Below are 15,505 nucleotides of genomic sequence, written 5' to 3' on the forward strand. Positions count from 1 at the left end.
TTTTCTAGGCGGCTATTCCACAATCCGCGCACTGAAATAGCGCCAAGGAAGCCACTGCATGCCCCGAGACCGTTTTGAATTGACTGCGGATGCCCTAGCCGCCAGTGCCCGCCGGGTGCAGAGTATGGAGATTTTCCAAGACTGGGCCCGTGGCGTGTTGCGCGGCGTGCTGCCGCACCAAGCCTTGTTGTGCGGGCAGTTGGTGCGGCATTCGGGTGGCTTTACGGCGCTACAGCGGTGCAGCGTCGATGTGCCCGACGCTTATCTGGAACCCCTGGAGCGCCCCGGTAACAATCTAAGCACCCCCATGTTGGTGCGCTTGCTCCAGGCCCCCGACCAACCGCATTTTTTCGACCCCATCCGGGATGCTGCTTGGGGGCGCACCCACCCAGACTGGTATGCCCACTATGTGCAGGCCGGTTGGCGCAATTCACTGGTCTTTGGTTATGCGGCAGGCGAAGGCGACGACACGGTGTTGACCGCCGCTACCTTTTACAACGTCGATCCGGGGCTGGAATCCCAGGCCCTTGGCTGGCGGCGTGCCGTCATGCGGCCCTTGCATACGGCACTGAGCAGCTGGTATGCGGCCAGCCAAACCCATAAAGGCCCTGGATTGACCAGAGTCGAAGAAGCCATTCTGGCCCTGCTAAAGCAAGGCAAGACCACCAAAGAAATCGCCAAGCAACTAGGCAAAAGCGACCACACCGTCAAAAACCAGATCAGCGCCATGCTGCGCAAGTTTGACGTCAGCAGCCGTACCGAGCTGGTCAGTGGCTTTGGTGGGCTGTAACTATGCGCTGCCAACCCAACTTCGCCCGGTTGTCAATTAGCCCAATCGGGCTATATTTTTTCGAGCACCCCGCTTCTACCATCTGCGCAATACCCCCAATGGAGCGAGATGCATGGAGCGATTTGCGCAACACGACAACTTTTTAACCCAAGATGCCTTGGCCGCCCTGCAGGCCTATTTCCAAAGCCAGGTCACCTGGACCTTTGGCTGGCAAAGCAACAAAAAGAACGCCGAAGTTCCGTTCAGCCACTGGAACCACGACTTTCTGGGCGCGGGCAGCAACAACCAAACCGACCTGGCCAGCCAGCTGCTGGCCAACCCCGCGCTAGCCCCCATCGCCGCACTATGGACCCAGCTGCAAACCCGCCTGCTGCCCGGCCATGCCCTGGTGCGTTGCTATGCCAATGCCCACACCTTCGGCATCGAAGGCTACCCCCACACCGACAGCCGCAAGCCCGGCAACATCACCACCATCTTCTACATCAACCCCCAGTGGAAGCCCGAATGGGCCGGGGAAACCGTCTTCATCAATGATCTGGGCGACATCGCCCACGCCGTGTTGCCCCGCCCCGGCCGGGCCGTGGTGTTTGACGGCACCATCGTCCACAGCGCCCGTGCCGTGACCCGCCTGTGCCCGGCGCTGCGCGTCACGCTGATGTTCAAAACCCGCGCTCCCGGTGCCGAAATGGACGCAGAACCCCATGCTTGACACACTTGCCCGCAGTGCCATAGACCCCGCGCACACCGCTTTTTTACAGCAGCGCGAACCCGGCACACCGCCCACAGCGGCCACACCCTGTGGGCGCATTTAACCGGCGTACACCACATACTGGTGCGCTGGGGCGCCGCCCGCCCACTGCAACTGGCGGGGCTGTTCCATTCGGTCTACGGCACGCAGGTGTTTGCCACGGCCAGCGTGGCCAAAACCGAGCGTGCCTGCGTCATCCGCCTGATTGGCGAGCCCGCTGAAACCCTGGTCTGGCTATTCGCCCACCTGCCACGCCCCACGCTGTTTGAAACCTCGTTGCGCAGTGGCCAGTTTGTGTGGCCGCACATTGACGGCCAGGCACCTCTGCAAAGCTTGGACCATCCCACCGCGCTGCAAAGTGCGCTGCTGGCGCTGGAATGCGCCAACCTGGTCGAGCAGCGCACGCTCTACAAATTTCCCCACCTCAGCCGCCACGCGCAGGCAATTGGCATGCTGGATGCGGACGGGTTTGCGGTATGAAAAAAAGAGCGGTTGAAAGAGGCTTTCAACCGCTTGGAGAAGCCACGTACCGGGCGGCAACCCGGTACGTGGCTGCGGAGCCAAGAATGGGTCTTGGCCCCGCGTACAGCTGCCGTAGGGGCAGTGTTTTAGTTGGAGCAACGCATGGAAAAGATTTTACAAGCGGCATCGGTGGCAGCTACGACGGCAACCGATTACTGGGGCTACCGCGAACTAGAGCCGCATGAGCTGGCGCTGGTGTCAGGGGGTGATGACGGTGGCGGCGATGGAGGCGATGGGGGCGGTGATAGTGGTGGGGACAGCGGTGGGGATTCTGGGGATTCGGGTGGTATGGGGGAGTCAAGTGATGCGGGTGAATCTGATGCGTCGGATACGACAGATGCCGATACCGGTGTTTCTGCGGCGGAATCGGCTGCGGCGCAGGCAGCAGCGGATGCTGGGGTGGCGGCTGGGAAGGCTGCGGATGCGGCAGCAATGGCGGAAAATGAGTCTGTTGCATCTTTGTCAAAAAGTGAAGTTGCAGCCATGTGTAGGGCAACTTGCTCTACAACTTCTTTACCGACGCAAGATTATGGATTCTCTTTCTTTAATTGTGTTAACTCCTGTATCTCATCGTACGGATATTAGATATTAATAATTTAAGGGGCTGTTAAATGAATAAAAATTCTGCTATATCGATGACTAATTTTGCGGAGTGTGTGTTGAATGCGACAACAATAGTATTTAACGAAATATCAACTCAAATGGATGAGGCGCAGGCTGCTGATGTTAAATATAAAATCGGAGGGGTCGTTGTTCAATTGCGTGAGGTAATGCTTCCTGTGTGGAGTGAGTATCCCGATTTGAAGCCAAGTAATATTGAGTAGTTGCTAAAAATCGACTCTCAAAGCCTGAGGGTCGATTTTATTTCAAGGATCACATGGTTAAAATAAGACGAAATTATTTGCAGAGCATTGAGTTTGTTAAGAAAGAAGATGTTTTGCTTGAGAGTTATGTTCTTGAGATTGGTTGGTTAATTAATTTTGAAAAACTTAATTTTAATAAAAATATAATTTTTTTTACTGGTGAAAATGGAAGAGGAAAGTCAACTTTTCTTGAGGCGATTGCTATTTCTTTGGGGTTTAATGCTGAAGGAGGGGGTAGAAGTTTTAAATTTAAAACAAAAATAACGCATTCGCGATTAAATGAGGTTTTACGATTGGGAAAGGGGGTTGGATGGTCCGGAGAAGGATTCTTCTTCAGGTCTGAAAGTTTTTATAATTTTGCATCTGAAATGGATTCGCTTGATGAGCAGCCTGCTGGCTCTCCATTTATACGAGATAGCTATGGCGGAAAGTCTCTTCATCAGCAATCACGTGGGGAATCGTTGCTATCCTTGGTATTGAATAGATTTAATTCAAAAGGAATTTATATTCTAGATGAGCCTGAAAGTGGTTTGTCGCTAATGAGTCAATTCGCATTAATGCGAAGAATTTTGCAGCTATCAAGAAGTGGTGCTCAGTTTATTATTGCAACGCATTCGCCATTCTTAATCGCGTTGCCTGATGCCGATGTGTACTCGGTTGATGGTGAAGTTATTGATTTGATTGATTATAAAGAAACAATTAACTTTATTCTGGCGAGAAAATTTATGAATGATGCGATGAATTTTGTTGAAAATTCAATAATATGATTTTTAAATTTATTAGTTTGGTAGTTGTTTGTGAATTTACTTTAATGCTTTGCCATTTCATCGCCACCGGGCAATCCATGCCCCAGTGGAACGACCTGCCTACTGCTGTTGCGGTGTCGTTCGGGGCAAGCCCCTACGGCCAAATCTGTGCTCAATGGGTTAAAGAAAAGCTAGGCAACCGCCACAAAGAATGTTGAGCCATTCCAGTCAAACCCATGTCCGAAAACCCACCCCCCCCATCGCCTCCAAACTCTTCCGTCAAGAAGTCTTCACCGCCCGGCAAGACGCGTGGCTGGGCGAGCTGGTGTTGAGCAAACCGGTGTCGCACGCGGTGCTGGTGCAGGCAATTGGCATGCTGGATGCGGACGGGTTTGCGGTATGAAAAAAAGAGCGGTTGAAAGAGGCTTTCAACCGCTTGGAGAAGCCATGTACCGGGCGGCAACCCGTTACGTGGCTGCGGGGCCAAGAATGGGTCTTGGCCCCGCGTACAGCTGCCGTAGGGGCAGTGTTTTAGTTGGAGAAACGCATGGAAAAGATTTTACAAGCGGCATCGGTGGCAGCTACGACGGCAACCGATTACTGGGGCTACCGCGAACTAGAGCCGCATGAGCTGGCGCTGGTGTCAGGGGGTGATGACGGTGGCGGCGATGGAGGTGATGGGGGCGGTGATAGTGGTGGGGACAGCGGTGGGGATTCTGGGGATTCGGGTGACGCAGGGGATTCCGGTGACTCTGGGGGGATGGGGGAGTCCAGTGATTCTGGTGAATCTGATGCGTCGGATACAACAGATGCCGATACCGGTGTTTCTGCGGCGGAATCGGCTGCGGCGCAGGCAGCAGCGGATGCTGGCGTTGCGGCTGGAGTGGCTGCGGACGCTGCACAAAGGGCTGAGACGGACGCTGCACAAAGGGCTGAAATAGAAGCCAGCTTGGGGTGTACTTTAGTGGGTGTTGTTACAGGAGCCGCAGTTGCTACTACTGGAGTGGGAGCCCTTGCTACTGGTCTTGCAGGCGCTCTTGCTACGGGTATGTGCAATATCGCAACTGAAGGCCATGCATAGTTTGGTAACTGCTGACTATTTGTCAGTCAGGGTATTGAACGTGACGTAAGTTATGTCGAAACCTGCACCGAGATGTATTCGAAACTCTCGGTGTAAATTGTTAATTAAGCTATGGTTAAAATAATTTTTTATATATTTTTGGTTTGTTTTACTGGATTTTCATATTCAAATAATTCTGATTATTTTGTTGAAAAAAAACCTGCGGCATGGGTTTGGAAAATAACTGGAGTCGGGCGGGTCGTATATTTGGTGGGTGAAATGCATGTTTTTAATGATGTAAATGAAGGTGATTTGGATTTTGATTTGGGTTTTGATGTTTATAAAAATTCCTCAAAAATATTTACTGAAGCGAAAGCTGTTGTTCCAAGTCCCTATTTCCATGGGGGGAAATTGTCTGATGTTGTGGGTTCGGAGTTGTGGATTGAGATTGATCGGGTTATATCTGGTTTATTGGATAAAACCAGGTATTCGACTGAAGAAAAAATTCTGTTAAAAAATAAGGAATTAAAAGAATTAAATTTGCAAAGTGCTGGAATGGCTTATTTGAAATTATCAGGCCTTTCTTATTTTGCGTATATAGGAGGTCGATCGCCTTTAAGTAAGAAGCTCTCAATTGTTCCGGGATTGTCTTTAAGGATATTTAAAAATAATGATGAAAAAATTAATTTTTTGGAAGAGGATTGGGCCGTGGATGATGTTTGGAATGAAAAATGTAATACAAAAATTTTTTCTAAAAAATATTTAATTTCTGGATTATCTTTTTTTAATTTTAATAATTTTTGGGAGTCCAGTAGAAGAACATCGTTTCAGGATAAATTTTTTGAGCGTGATAGCTCTTTGGATGATATTTTTAACGTTTGGTTGAGGGATTACCCGGGTAGTGATATTACACTTCAATGTAATTTGATTCCGAGAAATTTGGCGTGGATGCCTAAAATATTAAATCTTCTAAATGAGCGTGGGGAAGCGGTCGCTATTTATGTTGGAATTGCACATCTGGCTGGTGATGATGGGCTTATAAATAAACTAAGAAAAAATGGTGATTATAAAATTGAAAGAATATTTCATTTTCAATGATTTGATTTATGGAAATAATTATTTTACTCCTAGTTTGTGAGTTGCCTTTTATGTTGAGCCACTATTGCGCCACAGGGCAGTCCATGCCTCAGTGGAACGACCTACCTGCTGTTACCGCCGTGGTATTCGGTGCAAGTCCCTACGGCCAACTCTGCTGGCAATGGGTTAAAGAAAAACTAGGCAAGCGCCACAAATAACGTTGAGCCATTCCAGTCAAACCTATGTCCGAAAACCCACCCCCCATCGCCTCCAAACTCTTCCGCCAAGAAGTCTTCACCGCCCGGCAAGACGCGTGGCTGGGTGAGCTGGTGTTGAGCAAACCGGTGTCGCACGCCGTGCTGGCGCTGGGCTTTGCGGTGTTGGCGGTGAGCCTGCTGGCCTACCTGGTGTGGGGGGAGTACACCCGAAAAATCCGGGCGAGCGGCACCATCGTGCCCAACACCGGGGTTATCAAAGTCACCCCGGCACAGGCGGGCATCGTGGTGCGCATGGCTGTGCATGAGGGGCAGAGCGTGGCAGCGGGCGATGTGCTGGCGGTGCTGAATTCCGAGCGCGCCACGGCAGCGGGTGGTGCTTCTGCCGAGGTGGAAAAGCAATTGGCCCTGCGCCGCGCCTCGTTGCAGCAAGACGCGCTAAAAACCCAAGACCTGTACGCCCAGCAAGGCAAGGCGCTGACCGCCCGGCTGGCCAATCTGCATGCCGAGCTGGCCCAGGTGGATGCGGCGCTGGTGCTACAGCAAAAACGCTTGGCGCTCACTGAGCAAATGCTGGTCAACCAGCGCAAGCTATTTGCCGAGAAATTTTTGTCTGAAATGGCCTTGCAGCAAAAAGAGCAAGACGGTTTGACCGAGCTGGCGGCGCTGGAGTCCATCCGCCGCAGCCGCACCAGCCTGCTGCGCGAGGTGGGCACGACCCAGGCCGACCTTGCCGCCTTGCCGCCCAAGCTGGCCAATGAGCTGGCTGCCGTTCAGCGTAATCTGGCCAGCTTGGCGCAAGACGGCATCGAAAACGAATCCCGCCGCGAGCTCTTGCTCAAAGCCCCGCAGGCCGGGGTGGTCACCGCCATCCTGACCGACGTAGGCAAGCTGGTGGGGGCCGGGCAGCCGGTGCTGAACCTGATTCCGGCCGGCTCCGAGTTGCAGGCCGATGTGTACCTGCCTGCGCGGGCTGCCGGTTTTGTGCGGGTGGGCTCAAAAGCGCTATTGCAGTTCCAGGCGTTTCCGTACCAAAAATTTGGCAGCCAGGCGGCGCAGGTGGTCAAACTCTCCAGGGTGGCGGTGGTGGGCAGCGATTTGCCTTATCCACCCGCTCCTTCGCCCGCCAATGCGCCGGGTGAGCTGTACTACATCGCCAGCCTGTCGCTGCCCAAAAAAACCGTCACCGCCTATGGCCGCGAGGAGCCCTTGCAGTCGGGCATGGGCTTTGATGCGAACCTGGTTTTAGACACCCGCACCCTGCTGGAATGGGTGTTTGAACCGGTGTTTTCGATCTCGGGCAATTTGCTGTGAGCGGCTGGTTCGACCGCCTGCAATTCGGCTTCACCCGCAAGCTCCAGCTGATTTTGCAGACCGAGGCCACCGAGTGCGGGCTGGCATCGTTGGCGATGGTGGCGGGCTACCACGGCTACCGCACGGACCTGGCCAGCCTGCGGGCCCAGCATGCGGTGTCGCTCAAAGGGGCCACGCTGGCGCAGTTGATGAAGATTGCGGCGGCCTTGGGGTTGCACACCCGCCCGGTGCGGCTGGAGTTGCACGCCTTGGACAAGTTAAGCCTGCCCTGCATCCTGCACTGGGACTTGAAGCACTTTGTGGTGCTGCAACGGGTGGGGCGGGAGCGCATTGACATCCTGGACCCGGCCCGTGGCCAGCGCAGCCTGGGGTTTGATGAGGCCAGCCGTTCGTTTACCGGGGTGGCGCTAGAGCTCACGCCGGGCGTGGCGTTTCGGCCTAAAACAGAACGCCAACAACTGCGCTTGGGCGCAATGCTGGACAAGGTGCAGGGCCTGGGCCGGTCGCTGGTGCAGGTGTTTGCGCTGGCGGCGGCGCTGGAGGTGTTTGGCCTGGTATTGCCGTTCTTTTCGCAATGGGTGATTGACGACGTACTGGTATCGGGCGATGCCGATTTGCTGGCCGTGCTGGTGGCGGGCCTGGTGCTGGTGGGCTGCTTTCAGGTGGCAGCGGGCTGGGTGCGGGCCTGGGTGCTGATGCACCTGACCACCACGCTGAACCTGCAATGGGTGAGCAACACCTTTGCCCACCTGTTGCGCCTGCCCATGCTGTGGTTTGAGAAGCGCCACCTGGGCGATGTGGTGTCGCGCTTTGGCAGCATCAACAGCCTGCAACAAACCCTGACGGCGGGCATGGTGGGCGCGGTGATTGACGGCATCATGGCGGTGGTGACGCTGGGCGTGATGCTGGTCTACAGCCCGCTGTTGTCTGCCGTGGCGGGGGCGGCGGTGCTGGTGTACGCGCTGGTGCGGGTGCTGCGTTACGGTGTGCTGCGCCAGGCCAGCGGCGAGCAAATTGTGCGGTCGGCCCGCCAGCAAAGCTACTTTATGGAGAGCATTCGCGGGGTGCAGGTGCTGAAGCTGTTTAACCGCGAGCCAGACCGCCTGCGCCGCTACATGAACCTGGCCGTAGAAAGCACCAACGCCGGTTTGGCGGTGCAGCGGCAAACCGTGTCGTTCAACGCCCTGAATGGGGTGCTGGTGACGCTGGAGAACGCGGCGGTGCTGTACCTGGGTGCGCAACTGGCGCTAGAGGGGCGCTTGTCGGTGGGCATGCTGGTGGCGTTTTTGGCCTACAAAGGGCAGTTTGTGGGCCGGGCGATGGCCTTGGTAGACCAGGCGCTGGCTTTCAAAATGCTGGGCCTGCAAACCGAGCGGCTGGCCGACATTGTGCTGACCCGGCCCGAGCCGCGTTTGGGGGTGGATGCGTACCGGGGACAGGAACAGGCAGATGGTCCCGGCGGTCTGCCCGCCTCCATCGAACTGCGCAACGTGCGCTTTCGCTATGCCGCAGACGAGCCCTGGGTGCTGAAAGACCTCAACCTGTTGATTGCAGCGGGCGAGTCGGTGGCCATTACCGGGCCGTCGGGCTGCGGCAAAACCACGCTGCTCAAAATCATGCTGGGCCAGCTAAAGCCGGAGGAGGGCGAGGTGCTGGTGGGCGGTGTGCCGCTCAAGCAACTGGGCTTGCAGGCATACCGCGACATGGTTGGCGTGGTGATGCAAGACGACCGCCTGTTTGCCGGGTCGGTAGCCGAAAACATCGCCTTGTTTGACCCGCAGATCAACCATGCGCGCATCGAGGCCGTGGCCCAGATGGCGGCGGTACACAGTGCCATTGTGCGCATGCCTATGGGCTACAACACCTTGGTGGGCGACATGGGCAGTGCCTTGTCGGGCGGGCAACGCCAGCGGGTGGTACTGGCGCGGGCACTCTACAAACAGCCCCAGATTTTGCTGCTGGACGAGGCCACCAGCCACCTGGATACCGAGACGGAGAGCCTGGTGAACCAGGCCATCCAGCAGCTGGAGATGACCCGCATCGTCATCGCCCACCGTCCGCAAACCATTGCGGCGATGGGGCGGGTGGTGGTGCTGGGGGCGTGACGGACATCAATTTGCACCCAACAGGAGGGGGTGGGTATATATGGTGTTTTAGGCCTCTAGCGCATATAAAACATGCGTAAGTAGCTATTAAAAATATAGCAATTACCCGCGCAAATTTGTAATGCATTGGGGGGATGCGTGGCGGGGCAGGCAGGGCCAGAATGTTTTCACTTCGGTTTTTCCAGGAAAACGCCATGCACCCCGCTCCGCCACCCGACAGTTTCGAGTTGCTCCGCGCCGCTGAAAAAGAGGCCCTGGCCGCGCGCAGGCGGCGGGTGCTGGAACAGGCCAAGCCCGACGGCACACCCTGCGCGGCCGATGCCAGCGAGCGCGATCTGCCCCGGGTCGGCCTGGCCTTGTCGGGCGGCGGGGTGCGCAGCGCCACCTTTGCGCTGGGGCTGATGCGCGGGTTGGCACAAAACCGCTGCGCCGGTGGCAGCCCGCCGTGCGGCTTGGCCCGCGATGGCCTGCTGGGGCGGCTGGACTATATGTCCACCGTGTCGGGCGGTGGCTACATCGGGGCCATGTGGGGGCGGCTGGTCGATAGCTACGGCATCCAGAAGGCGCAGGCGCTGATGGCCGACAGCGCCTCGCCGGTGCTGGGCTGGCTGCGCCGCAATGGCCGCTACCTGAACCCGTCGGGCTCGCGCGACACCGGCACGGCCATCGCCACCTACCTGCGGGCCTGGCTGGCGATCCATACCGAGCTGATGTTTGCCTGCATCTTTCTGGGCCTGCTGGTAGTGGCCCCCCACCTGGTGCAGCACCGCTGGCAGGTGCTGGGCGGCTGGGCGGCCTGGCATACGCCGTGGTGGGTGCTGGCGTTGAGCGTGGCGGTGGCCAGCGTGCCGGGCCTGATCGCCGGGTACTGGGCCGCGCGCGATGCAGGGGGCGACAAGAGCCGGGTGCGCCACCGTATCGGCCTGCGCGATGCCTTGTTTGTGCTGGTGGCCGGGCTGTGTACGGTGCTGTTGTGGGGCAGCCTCTTGACGCTGGGCCTGGTGCAGGCGGTGCGCGACGGGCCGGGCTGGCTGAATGCCTGCGCGCTGGGCATGCTGTCGCTGACCGTGGGCTACGCGGGCGTGCAGTGGTGGCAGTGGCGCTGGCCCACCGATGCGCATTCGCTGATGGTGGCGCAAATCCGCAATACCCTGACCGGCTGGCTGCGCGGGGTACTGGTGGTGGCGCTGCTGCTGCTGGCCTGTGGCGTGTTGGACCTGGTGAGCTGGTGGCTGCTGGGTGAGTGGCTGGCCGCCTTGGACGACCCGCATGGCGGCACGCCGTCGTGGCTCTGGGGCGGGCTGGGCGCGGGCGGCTTTGTGCTGCTGGTGCTGCGCAACCTGGTCCAGCCGCTGCAACAAATGGCCGCCGAGACCAGCAAGCAAGGGCAGGACTGGGCGCCCCGGCTGGTCAATATCGCCAGCCTGCTGGTGTGTCTGTTTCTGGGTCTGGGTTGGTTGGTGCTGGTGCAATGGTTTGTGTTTTCGCTCAACCCGTTCGGGGTGTTTGTGGATGTGCCTGCGTTGCTGCGGGCCGGGCTGCTGCTGCTGGCCGGGTTGACCTGGCTGGGCCTGACGGCGGCCAACGCGCAAATGGCCAACACCTCGTCTTTGCACAGCTTTTACCGCGCCCGCTTGTCCAGGGCCTATCTGGCCGCAGGCAACACAAAGCGGCATATGGACCAGCCGGACCTGCCGCGCTCAGACGTAACCAAGGTGATGGAGGGCGACGACCAGCATCTGAGCAGCTACGCCCCAGAGCGGCAAGGCGGCCCCATCCACCTGGTCAACACCTGCCTGAACCAGACCCGCGACTACCGCAGCGGCCTGTACAACGCCGACCGCAAAGGCGCTGCCGTGACCGCCAGTTGGCGCGGCTTTGAGGTGGGGCCCGATAAATTTATCTCCCTGCACGGCGACCAGGATGCGGGCACCCTGGGCCGCTGGGTGGCGGTGTCGGGCGCGGCGGCATCGCCCGGTGCCGGGGCCTACACCTCGCGCGGGCTGGCGCTGCTGCTGTACCTGCTGGGCGTGCGCCTGGGGCACTGGATGCGTGCCCCGGTGGTCAGCCCGGCCTTGAAGTGGGGCAGTCGGTTTGGCTGGCGCTGGTGCCCCAAACCGATGATGCTGGTCAACGAGGCGCTGGCTACTTTCTACGGCATGGAGCGGCCCTGGTGGTACTTGTCCGACGGCGGGCATTTTGAGAACACCGGGGTCTACGCCCTGCTCAAGCGCGAGCTGGACTTCATCATCCTGTCCGATGCCAGTTGCGATGCCGATTACGAGTTTGGCGACCTGGAAAACCTGGTTCGCAAGGCCCGCATCGACTTCGGCGCCGAGATTGACTTCTACAGCCACGCCGAGGCCACGCGGGTGCTGACCCGGCTGTTCAGCCACGAGCGCCGCGAGGTCACCGTGCTGTCGCCCGAAGACATGCAAGACAACCACTCTTGCCGGGGTGTGCTGCTGGCCCGCATCCGTTACCGGGCCCGCCCTGGCCCCGGCGGCAACCCGCACCGCCCCGAGGGCACGCTTCTGGTGGTCAAACCCAACATGCACGACGCGCTAGACGTAGACCTGCTGGCCTACAAACAAAAGCACCCCAGCTTTCCACACGAATCCACCGCCGACCAGTCGTTTGACGAAGCCCAGTGGGAAAGCTACCACCGCCTGGGCGAGGACTTTGGCCGCGCGCTGACCGACGACTGGCTGTCCCTGCTGCCCGGCTGGCGCAGCCCGGCGCACCACGGCATCCAGGTGGCGGCGCGGCTCAGTGGCATCAAAACGGCGGCCAACCAAGGGGCTGAACCCCTGTGGCGGCGCGGCGTGCGGGCCACCGCCATCGGCACCACACTGGGCCTGGGGGCTTCGGGCACGCTGGTGGTGTCCCTGTGGCAGGTGCAAGACCAGTTGCAGCGCAAAAGCACCGACCTGCAAAGCGACACCAGCCAGCTCTACACCAAGGTGTCGGAAAAGCTCGACACCCTGGAAGAAGCCTGCCCCAAGCTGCCCCAACACATGCTGACCCAGACCGAAGACCTGATGGGCCGCCGCGACAGCCCCGCCATGCGCCGGGTCGATGCCTCGGGCGTGGAGCGGCTGGTGGAGCAAATCACCGGCCAGTGCGCCCGGCTGGAAAACTATTTGGTCTGTAGCAACGCCGTCCAGCAGCGCGTGCAAGACCTGTGCAACCTGGTCAAAAAGCCCACCATCCTCAGCAGCGCTATGGGCTACTGGGTCAACGGTGCCAGCCCCACAGACCAGGCCCGCGCCAGCCAAAATTTGCAAACTGCCCTGGCCAAAAAATGGGATGCACTGGGCGCGATGGCCTTGTTCAACCTGTCGGTGGCCCCACCCAGCCCCGGGCCGGGCTATGCGCCGCCGCCGGTGCAACCGGTGCCGCCCACGCCCTCTGCTGCGCCCGATCCCAAGGCCCAAGCCGTAGCGCAGGCCTGCACCGGCAAAACCACGCTGTACATCCAGGTCTACGACCCGGTGTCTTTGGCGGCAGCCAATCTGCTGCGCGACACCTTGAACCTGCAGGTCAGCGCAACCGTGCAGGTGGCCCCGGTAGAAAACGTGGTGCGCCGCGCCGACCTGCGCCAGCAGCGCCGCCCCGAACCCTGGCCCAAGCCCACCTTTGTGCTGCACGACCGGGTCAATTCCACGGCCCCGGGTGCGCCAACGCACAGCCAAGCCTGCGCCAAAGCCTTGTCGCAGTACCTCGGTGCCCCCTGGGTGCTGCCCGGTGCCCCCGACCAGCTATGGATACGCAACCTGCCCGAAGCCCTGAAAGCCACCCCCGGCGTGATCGAACTGTGGCTACCGTCCATCGCCAGCAAAAATGCCGAGCGCGGCCAAGACAACGTCGGCCCCGCGCTAGCGATAGCTATGGCGCAAGTGGACGAGTGATTTTTTGGGGGAGAGGCCTTGGTGCTACCGCGTAACTGCCTGCCCTGGCATCGTTGACCGGGTCACACCCAGGTGCAGCCCTGCCGCCGCCAGTACCGCCAGCAGGGTCTTGATGGTGGGATTCCCACGGGGAGATAAGGCGCGGTAGAGGCTCTCACGGGGGATGCCTGCCCTTTCAGCTACAGCCGCCATGCCTTGGGCCTCTGCAATATGGCGTAGGGCGGTCAAGAGTGCCGCCTGTCCATCGGGTGCATCCGCTTCATCTAACGCTGCGGCTAAATATTCATTGGCAAACTCGGGGTCTTCCTTGAGCATTTCGACCATCATGGCATCGTTTGAGCGGCTGATGGGGGCCTTGGGGGTTGCTTGCGTGGTCGTCATGGGGTCTTCCTTCGCTGTTGCCAGTCTGTCCAGTAGCTGAGTGCTGCGGTAATGTCCGCCTGTTGCTTGCGTTTGTCTCCACCCATCAGCAGCAAGATCAATCGCTTGCCTGCTTGTGCGTAGTACACCCGGTAGCCTGGCCCCCAATCTATGCGCAGTTCCCAGACTCCATCACCTACGGGCTTGCAGTCGCCAAAGTTTCCAGCGGCCATGCGGTTGACGCGCACCACCACCCGGGCTCTGGCTTGCCTGTCGGTAACTTCATCAACCACTGTGCATAAGGATCATGTCCATCCTTGGCCAGATAGTCTTGAAGTTCAAATATTTTGTGGATTATAAGTTACAGGCGGCGCGTAAGGCCAGCGCGGGCCAGGCAGGTGTTCAACGACAGAGTGAGGCGGCGCGAGTATCCAATGGACACCTGTATGCCGATTGATATCCGCGCTCTGTTGGTTTATTGGCGGACTCTAGGCGGGGGCTGTAGGTGCACAGTCAAAGTACACAGTCGAGATGCTGGGGCTGGCGTAGTAGCCTAAGTCCGAGTCAGCATTGACTTTTTGGTGAATTAGTTGACGAACCTTACCCCGGCACTGGCTCCACAGTTAGGGCTGCTTGGTTCCCCACCTGACCCGGTTGGCCGCTTCACCATGCGGGAAGGTCCGTCAGGGCGAATTGTAAGCGAGGATGCGTGGGCTCCTAGAATCGGGCGATGAATCCTGTCACCCCTACAAAACGCGCCCGCCGGGGCAGCGGTGCTGTTACTTTGCACGCGGTCGCCAAGCTGGCCGGGGTGGCCCCCATCACCGCGTCGCGGGCGCTGAATACGCCGGGGCAGGTGTCGCCCGAGGTGTTGCGCAAGGTTTCCGAGGCGGTTGCGCAGACCGGCTACGTGCCCAACCGTTTGGCGGGCGGACTGGCATCGGCGCGCAGCCGGTTGGTGGCGGCGGTGGTGCCCACCATCTCGGGGCCGGTGTTTTTGCAAACGGTGCAGTCGCTGACCGAAGCGCTGGATGCCTGTGGCTACCAGCTGATTTTGGGCCAGAGCGGCTATGCCGATTCGCGCGAAGACGCGCTGCTCGATGCCATCCTGGGCCGCCGCCCAGACGGCATTGTGTTGACCGGCATTCTGCATTCGCCCGAGGGGCGCAAGCGCCTGCTGGCGGCAGGTATTCCGGTGGTGGAAACCTGGGACTACACGCCTACGCCACTGGACATGCTGGTGGGCTTTTCGCACGAGGCAGTGGGGCAGGCGGTGGTGGCATTTTTGATTTCCAGGGGCCACACCCGCCTGGCCGTGGTGGCCGGGGACGACGAGCGCTCAATGCGCCGCCATGCGGCTTTCCAGGCGGCCGCACTGGCAGCGGGTTTACGCCCGGTCACAGTGGTGTCGGTGCCTGCACCCACCACCATGCGTAGTGGCCGCACCGCCTTGGCGGAGCTGCTGGGCAGCGTGCCCGATCTGGATGCGGTGTTTTGTAGCTCTGACCTGCTGGCGCTGGGCGTGGTCACCGAGGCGCAGGCACGCGGGGTTGCGGTGCCGCAGCAGTTGGCGGTGGTGGGCTTTGGAGACCTTGCCTTTGCTGCCGACCTGCACCCGGCCTTGACCACCGTGCATATCGATGCCCAGGCCATTGGCCGCACCGCCGCGCAGTACCTGGTGGACCGGATTGAAGGCCGGCCCGTGGCGCAACCGGTGGTGGATATCGGCTTCTCCATTATCCAGCGCGAGAGCGCCTGACCCGTGTTTACCCCTAGTTTTTGGACCTTGTTTTG

15 protein-coding genes and 1 other RNA gene are annotated in these 15,505 nt (G+C 59.1%); 13 read left to right on the forward strand and 3 right to left on the reverse strand.

Translation table 11 applies throughout. From position 1 onward, the window contains the following. Nucleotides 1-58 precede the first annotated feature (58 nt). The 12 genes from AC0969_RS15700 (at nt 59) to AC0969_RS15755 (ending at nt 13,351) form a co-directional block, all read left to right on the forward strand. Nucleotides 59-790: a helix-turn-helix transcriptional regulator gene (locus tag AC0969_RS15700; protein ID WP_479625089.1), complete on the forward strand. Its 732-nt coding sequence runs from the start codon at nt 59-61 to the stop codon at nt 788-790. A gap of 112 nt (nt 791-902) precedes the next feature. Next, entirely contained in the window at nt 903-1,499 is a 597-nt protein-coding gene (locus AC0969_RS15705) for a 2OG-Fe(II) oxygenase (RefSeq protein WP_479625090.1), read from the forward strand. A gap of 87 nt (nt 1,500-1,586) precedes the next feature. After that, a complete protein-coding gene (locus AC0969_RS15710; protein WP_479625160.1) occupies nt 1,587-2,018 on the forward strand; it encodes a DUF6817 domain-containing protein in 432 nt (143 codons plus the stop codon). A 144-nt stretch (nt 2,019-2,162) separates the two neighbouring features. Further along, a complete protein-coding gene (locus AC0969_RS15715) occupies nt 2,163-2,645 on the forward strand; it encodes a hypothetical protein (RefSeq protein ID WP_479625091.1) in 483 nt (160 codons plus the stop codon). A gap of 26 nt (nt 2,646-2,671) precedes the next feature. Then, nucleotides 2,672-2,884 (forward strand): hypothetical protein, encoded by a 213-nt coding sequence (locus AC0969_RS15720; protein WP_479625092.1) that lies wholly within the window; start codon nt 2,672-2,674, stop codon nt 2,882-2,884. Between the two features lie 53 nt (nt 2,885-2,937). Continuing rightward, nucleotides 2,938-3,690: an AAA family ATPase gene (locus AC0969_RS15725; protein WP_479625093.1), complete on the forward strand. Its 753-nt coding sequence runs from the start codon at nt 2,938-2,940 to the stop codon at nt 3,688-3,690. 193 nt (nt 3,691-3,883) lie between these two features. Beyond that, on the forward strand, nt 3,884-4,072 hold the full coding sequence (locus tag AC0969_RS15730) for a hypothetical protein (protein ID WP_479625094.1): 189 nt from the start codon (nt 3,884-3,886) through the stop codon (nt 4,070-4,072). A gap of 223 nt (nt 4,073-4,295) precedes the next feature. After that, on the forward strand, nt 4,296-4,610 hold the full coding sequence (locus AC0969_RS15735) for a hypothetical protein (protein WP_479625095.1): 315 nt from the start codon (nt 4,296-4,298) through the stop codon (nt 4,608-4,610). Between the two features lie 251 nt (nt 4,611-4,861). Next, complete coding sequence (locus tag AC0969_RS15740; protein ID WP_479625096.1) at nt 4,862-5,827, forward strand: TraB/GumN family protein; 966 nt, start codon at nt 4,862-4,864, stop codon at nt 5,825-5,827. Between the two features lie 221 nt (nt 5,828-6,048). Continuing rightward, nucleotides 6,049-7,335: an HlyD family secretion protein gene (locus tag AC0969_RS15745; RefSeq protein ID WP_479625097.1), complete on the forward strand. Its 1,287-nt coding sequence runs from the start codon at nt 6,049-6,051 to the stop codon at nt 7,333-7,335. Continuing rightward, the gene (locus AC0969_RS15750; protein ID WP_479625098.1) at nt 7,332-9,440 is read left to right on the forward strand and encodes a peptidase domain-containing ABC transporter; all 2,109 of its coding nucleotides are present in this window, start codon (nt 7,332-7,334) and stop codon (nt 9,438-9,440) included. Before AC0969_RS15745 ends, AC0969_RS15750 begins: the two co-directional genes overlap by 4 nt. A 194-nt stretch (nt 9,441-9,634) precedes the next feature. Continuing rightward, on the forward strand, nt 9,635-13,351 hold the full coding sequence (locus AC0969_RS15755) for a hypothetical protein (RefSeq protein ID WP_479625099.1): 3,717 nt from the start codon (nt 9,635-9,637) through the stop codon (nt 13,349-13,351). A gap of 24 nt (nt 13,352-13,375) precedes the next feature. On the opposite strand, the gene AC0969_RS15760 is transcribed toward AC0969_RS15755, so the two are convergent. The 3 genes from AC0969_RS15760 to ffs form a co-directional block, all read right to left on the reverse strand. Beyond that, nucleotides 13,376-13,732: an addiction module antidote protein gene (locus AC0969_RS15760; RefSeq protein WP_479625100.1), complete on the reverse strand. Its 357-nt coding sequence runs from the start codon at nt 13,730-13,732 to the stop codon at nt 13,376-13,378. Next, on the reverse strand, nt 13,729-13,944 hold the full coding sequence (locus tag AC0969_RS15765) for a type II toxin-antitoxin system RelE/ParE family toxin (protein WP_479625161.1): 216 nt from the start codon (nt 13,942-13,944) through the stop codon (nt 13,729-13,731). Before AC0969_RS15765 ends, AC0969_RS15760 begins: the two co-directional genes overlap by 4 nt. A 356-nt stretch (nt 13,945-14,300) precedes the next feature. Next, nucleotides 14,301-14,396: signal recognition particle sRNA small type (gene ffs, locus AC0969_RS15770), an RNA gene on the reverse strand. 45 nt (nt 14,397-14,441) lie between these two features. Between ffs and AC0969_RS15775 the strand changes: the two genes are divergently transcribed. Beyond that, nucleotides 14,442-15,470, forward strand: a complete 1,029-nt coding sequence (locus tag AC0969_RS15775; RefSeq protein ID WP_479625101.1) for a LacI family DNA-binding transcriptional regulator — start codon at nt 14,442-14,444, stop codon at nt 15,468-15,470. Nucleotides 15,471-15,505: the final 35 nt, after the last annotated feature.

It is taken from the genome of Rhodoferax sp. LB1P47 (assembly GCF_056521445.1).

Excerpts from the sequence above, each read along its gene's own strand:
- AC0969_RS15715 (WP_479625091.1), top strand. The coding sequence starts at position 2,163 with ATGGAAAAGATTTTACAAGCGGCATCGGTGGCAGCTACGACGGCAACC.
- AC0969_RS15725 (WP_479625093.1), top strand. The coding sequence starts at position 2,938 with ATGGTTAAAATAAGACGAAATTATTTGCAGAGCATTGAGTTTGTTAAG.
- AC0969_RS15735 (WP_479625095.1), top strand. The coding sequence starts at position 4,296 with ATGAGCTGGCGCTGGTGTCAGGGGGTGATGACGGTGGCGGCGATGGAG.
- AC0969_RS15760 (WP_479625100.1), bottom strand. The coding sequence starts at position 13,732 with ATGACGACCACGCAAGCAACCCCCAAGGCCCCCATCAGCCGCTCAAAC.
- AC0969_RS15775 (WP_479625101.1), top strand. The coding sequence starts at position 14,442 with ATGAATCCTGTCACCCCTACAAAACGCGCCCGCCGGGGCAGCGGTGCT.
- AC0969_RS15700 (WP_479625089.1), top strand. The coding sequence starts at position 59 with ATGCCCCGAGACCGTTTTGAATTGACTGCGGATGCCCTAGCCGCCAGT.
- AC0969_RS15745 (WP_479625097.1), top strand. The coding sequence starts at position 6,049 with ATGTCCGAAAACCCACCCCCCATCGCCTCCAAACTCTTCCGCCAAGAA.
- AC0969_RS15740 (WP_479625096.1), top strand. The coding sequence starts at position 4,862 with ATGGTTAAAATAATTTTTTATATATTTTTGGTTTGTTTTACTGGATTT.
- AC0969_RS15720 (WP_479625092.1), top strand. The coding sequence starts at position 2,672 with ATGAATAAAAATTCTGCTATATCGATGACTAATTTTGCGGAGTGTGTG.
- AC0969_RS15705 (WP_479625090.1), top strand. The coding sequence starts at position 903 with ATGGAGCGATTTGCGCAACACGACAACTTTTTAACCCAAGATGCCTTG.
- AC0969_RS15755 (WP_479625099.1), top strand. The coding sequence starts at position 9,635 with ATGCACCCCGCTCCGCCACCCGACAGTTTCGAGTTGCTCCGCGCCGCT.
- AC0969_RS15765 (WP_479625161.1), bottom strand. The coding sequence starts at position 13,944 with ATGGCCGCTGGAAACTTTGGCGACTGCAAGCCCGTAGGTGATGGAGTC.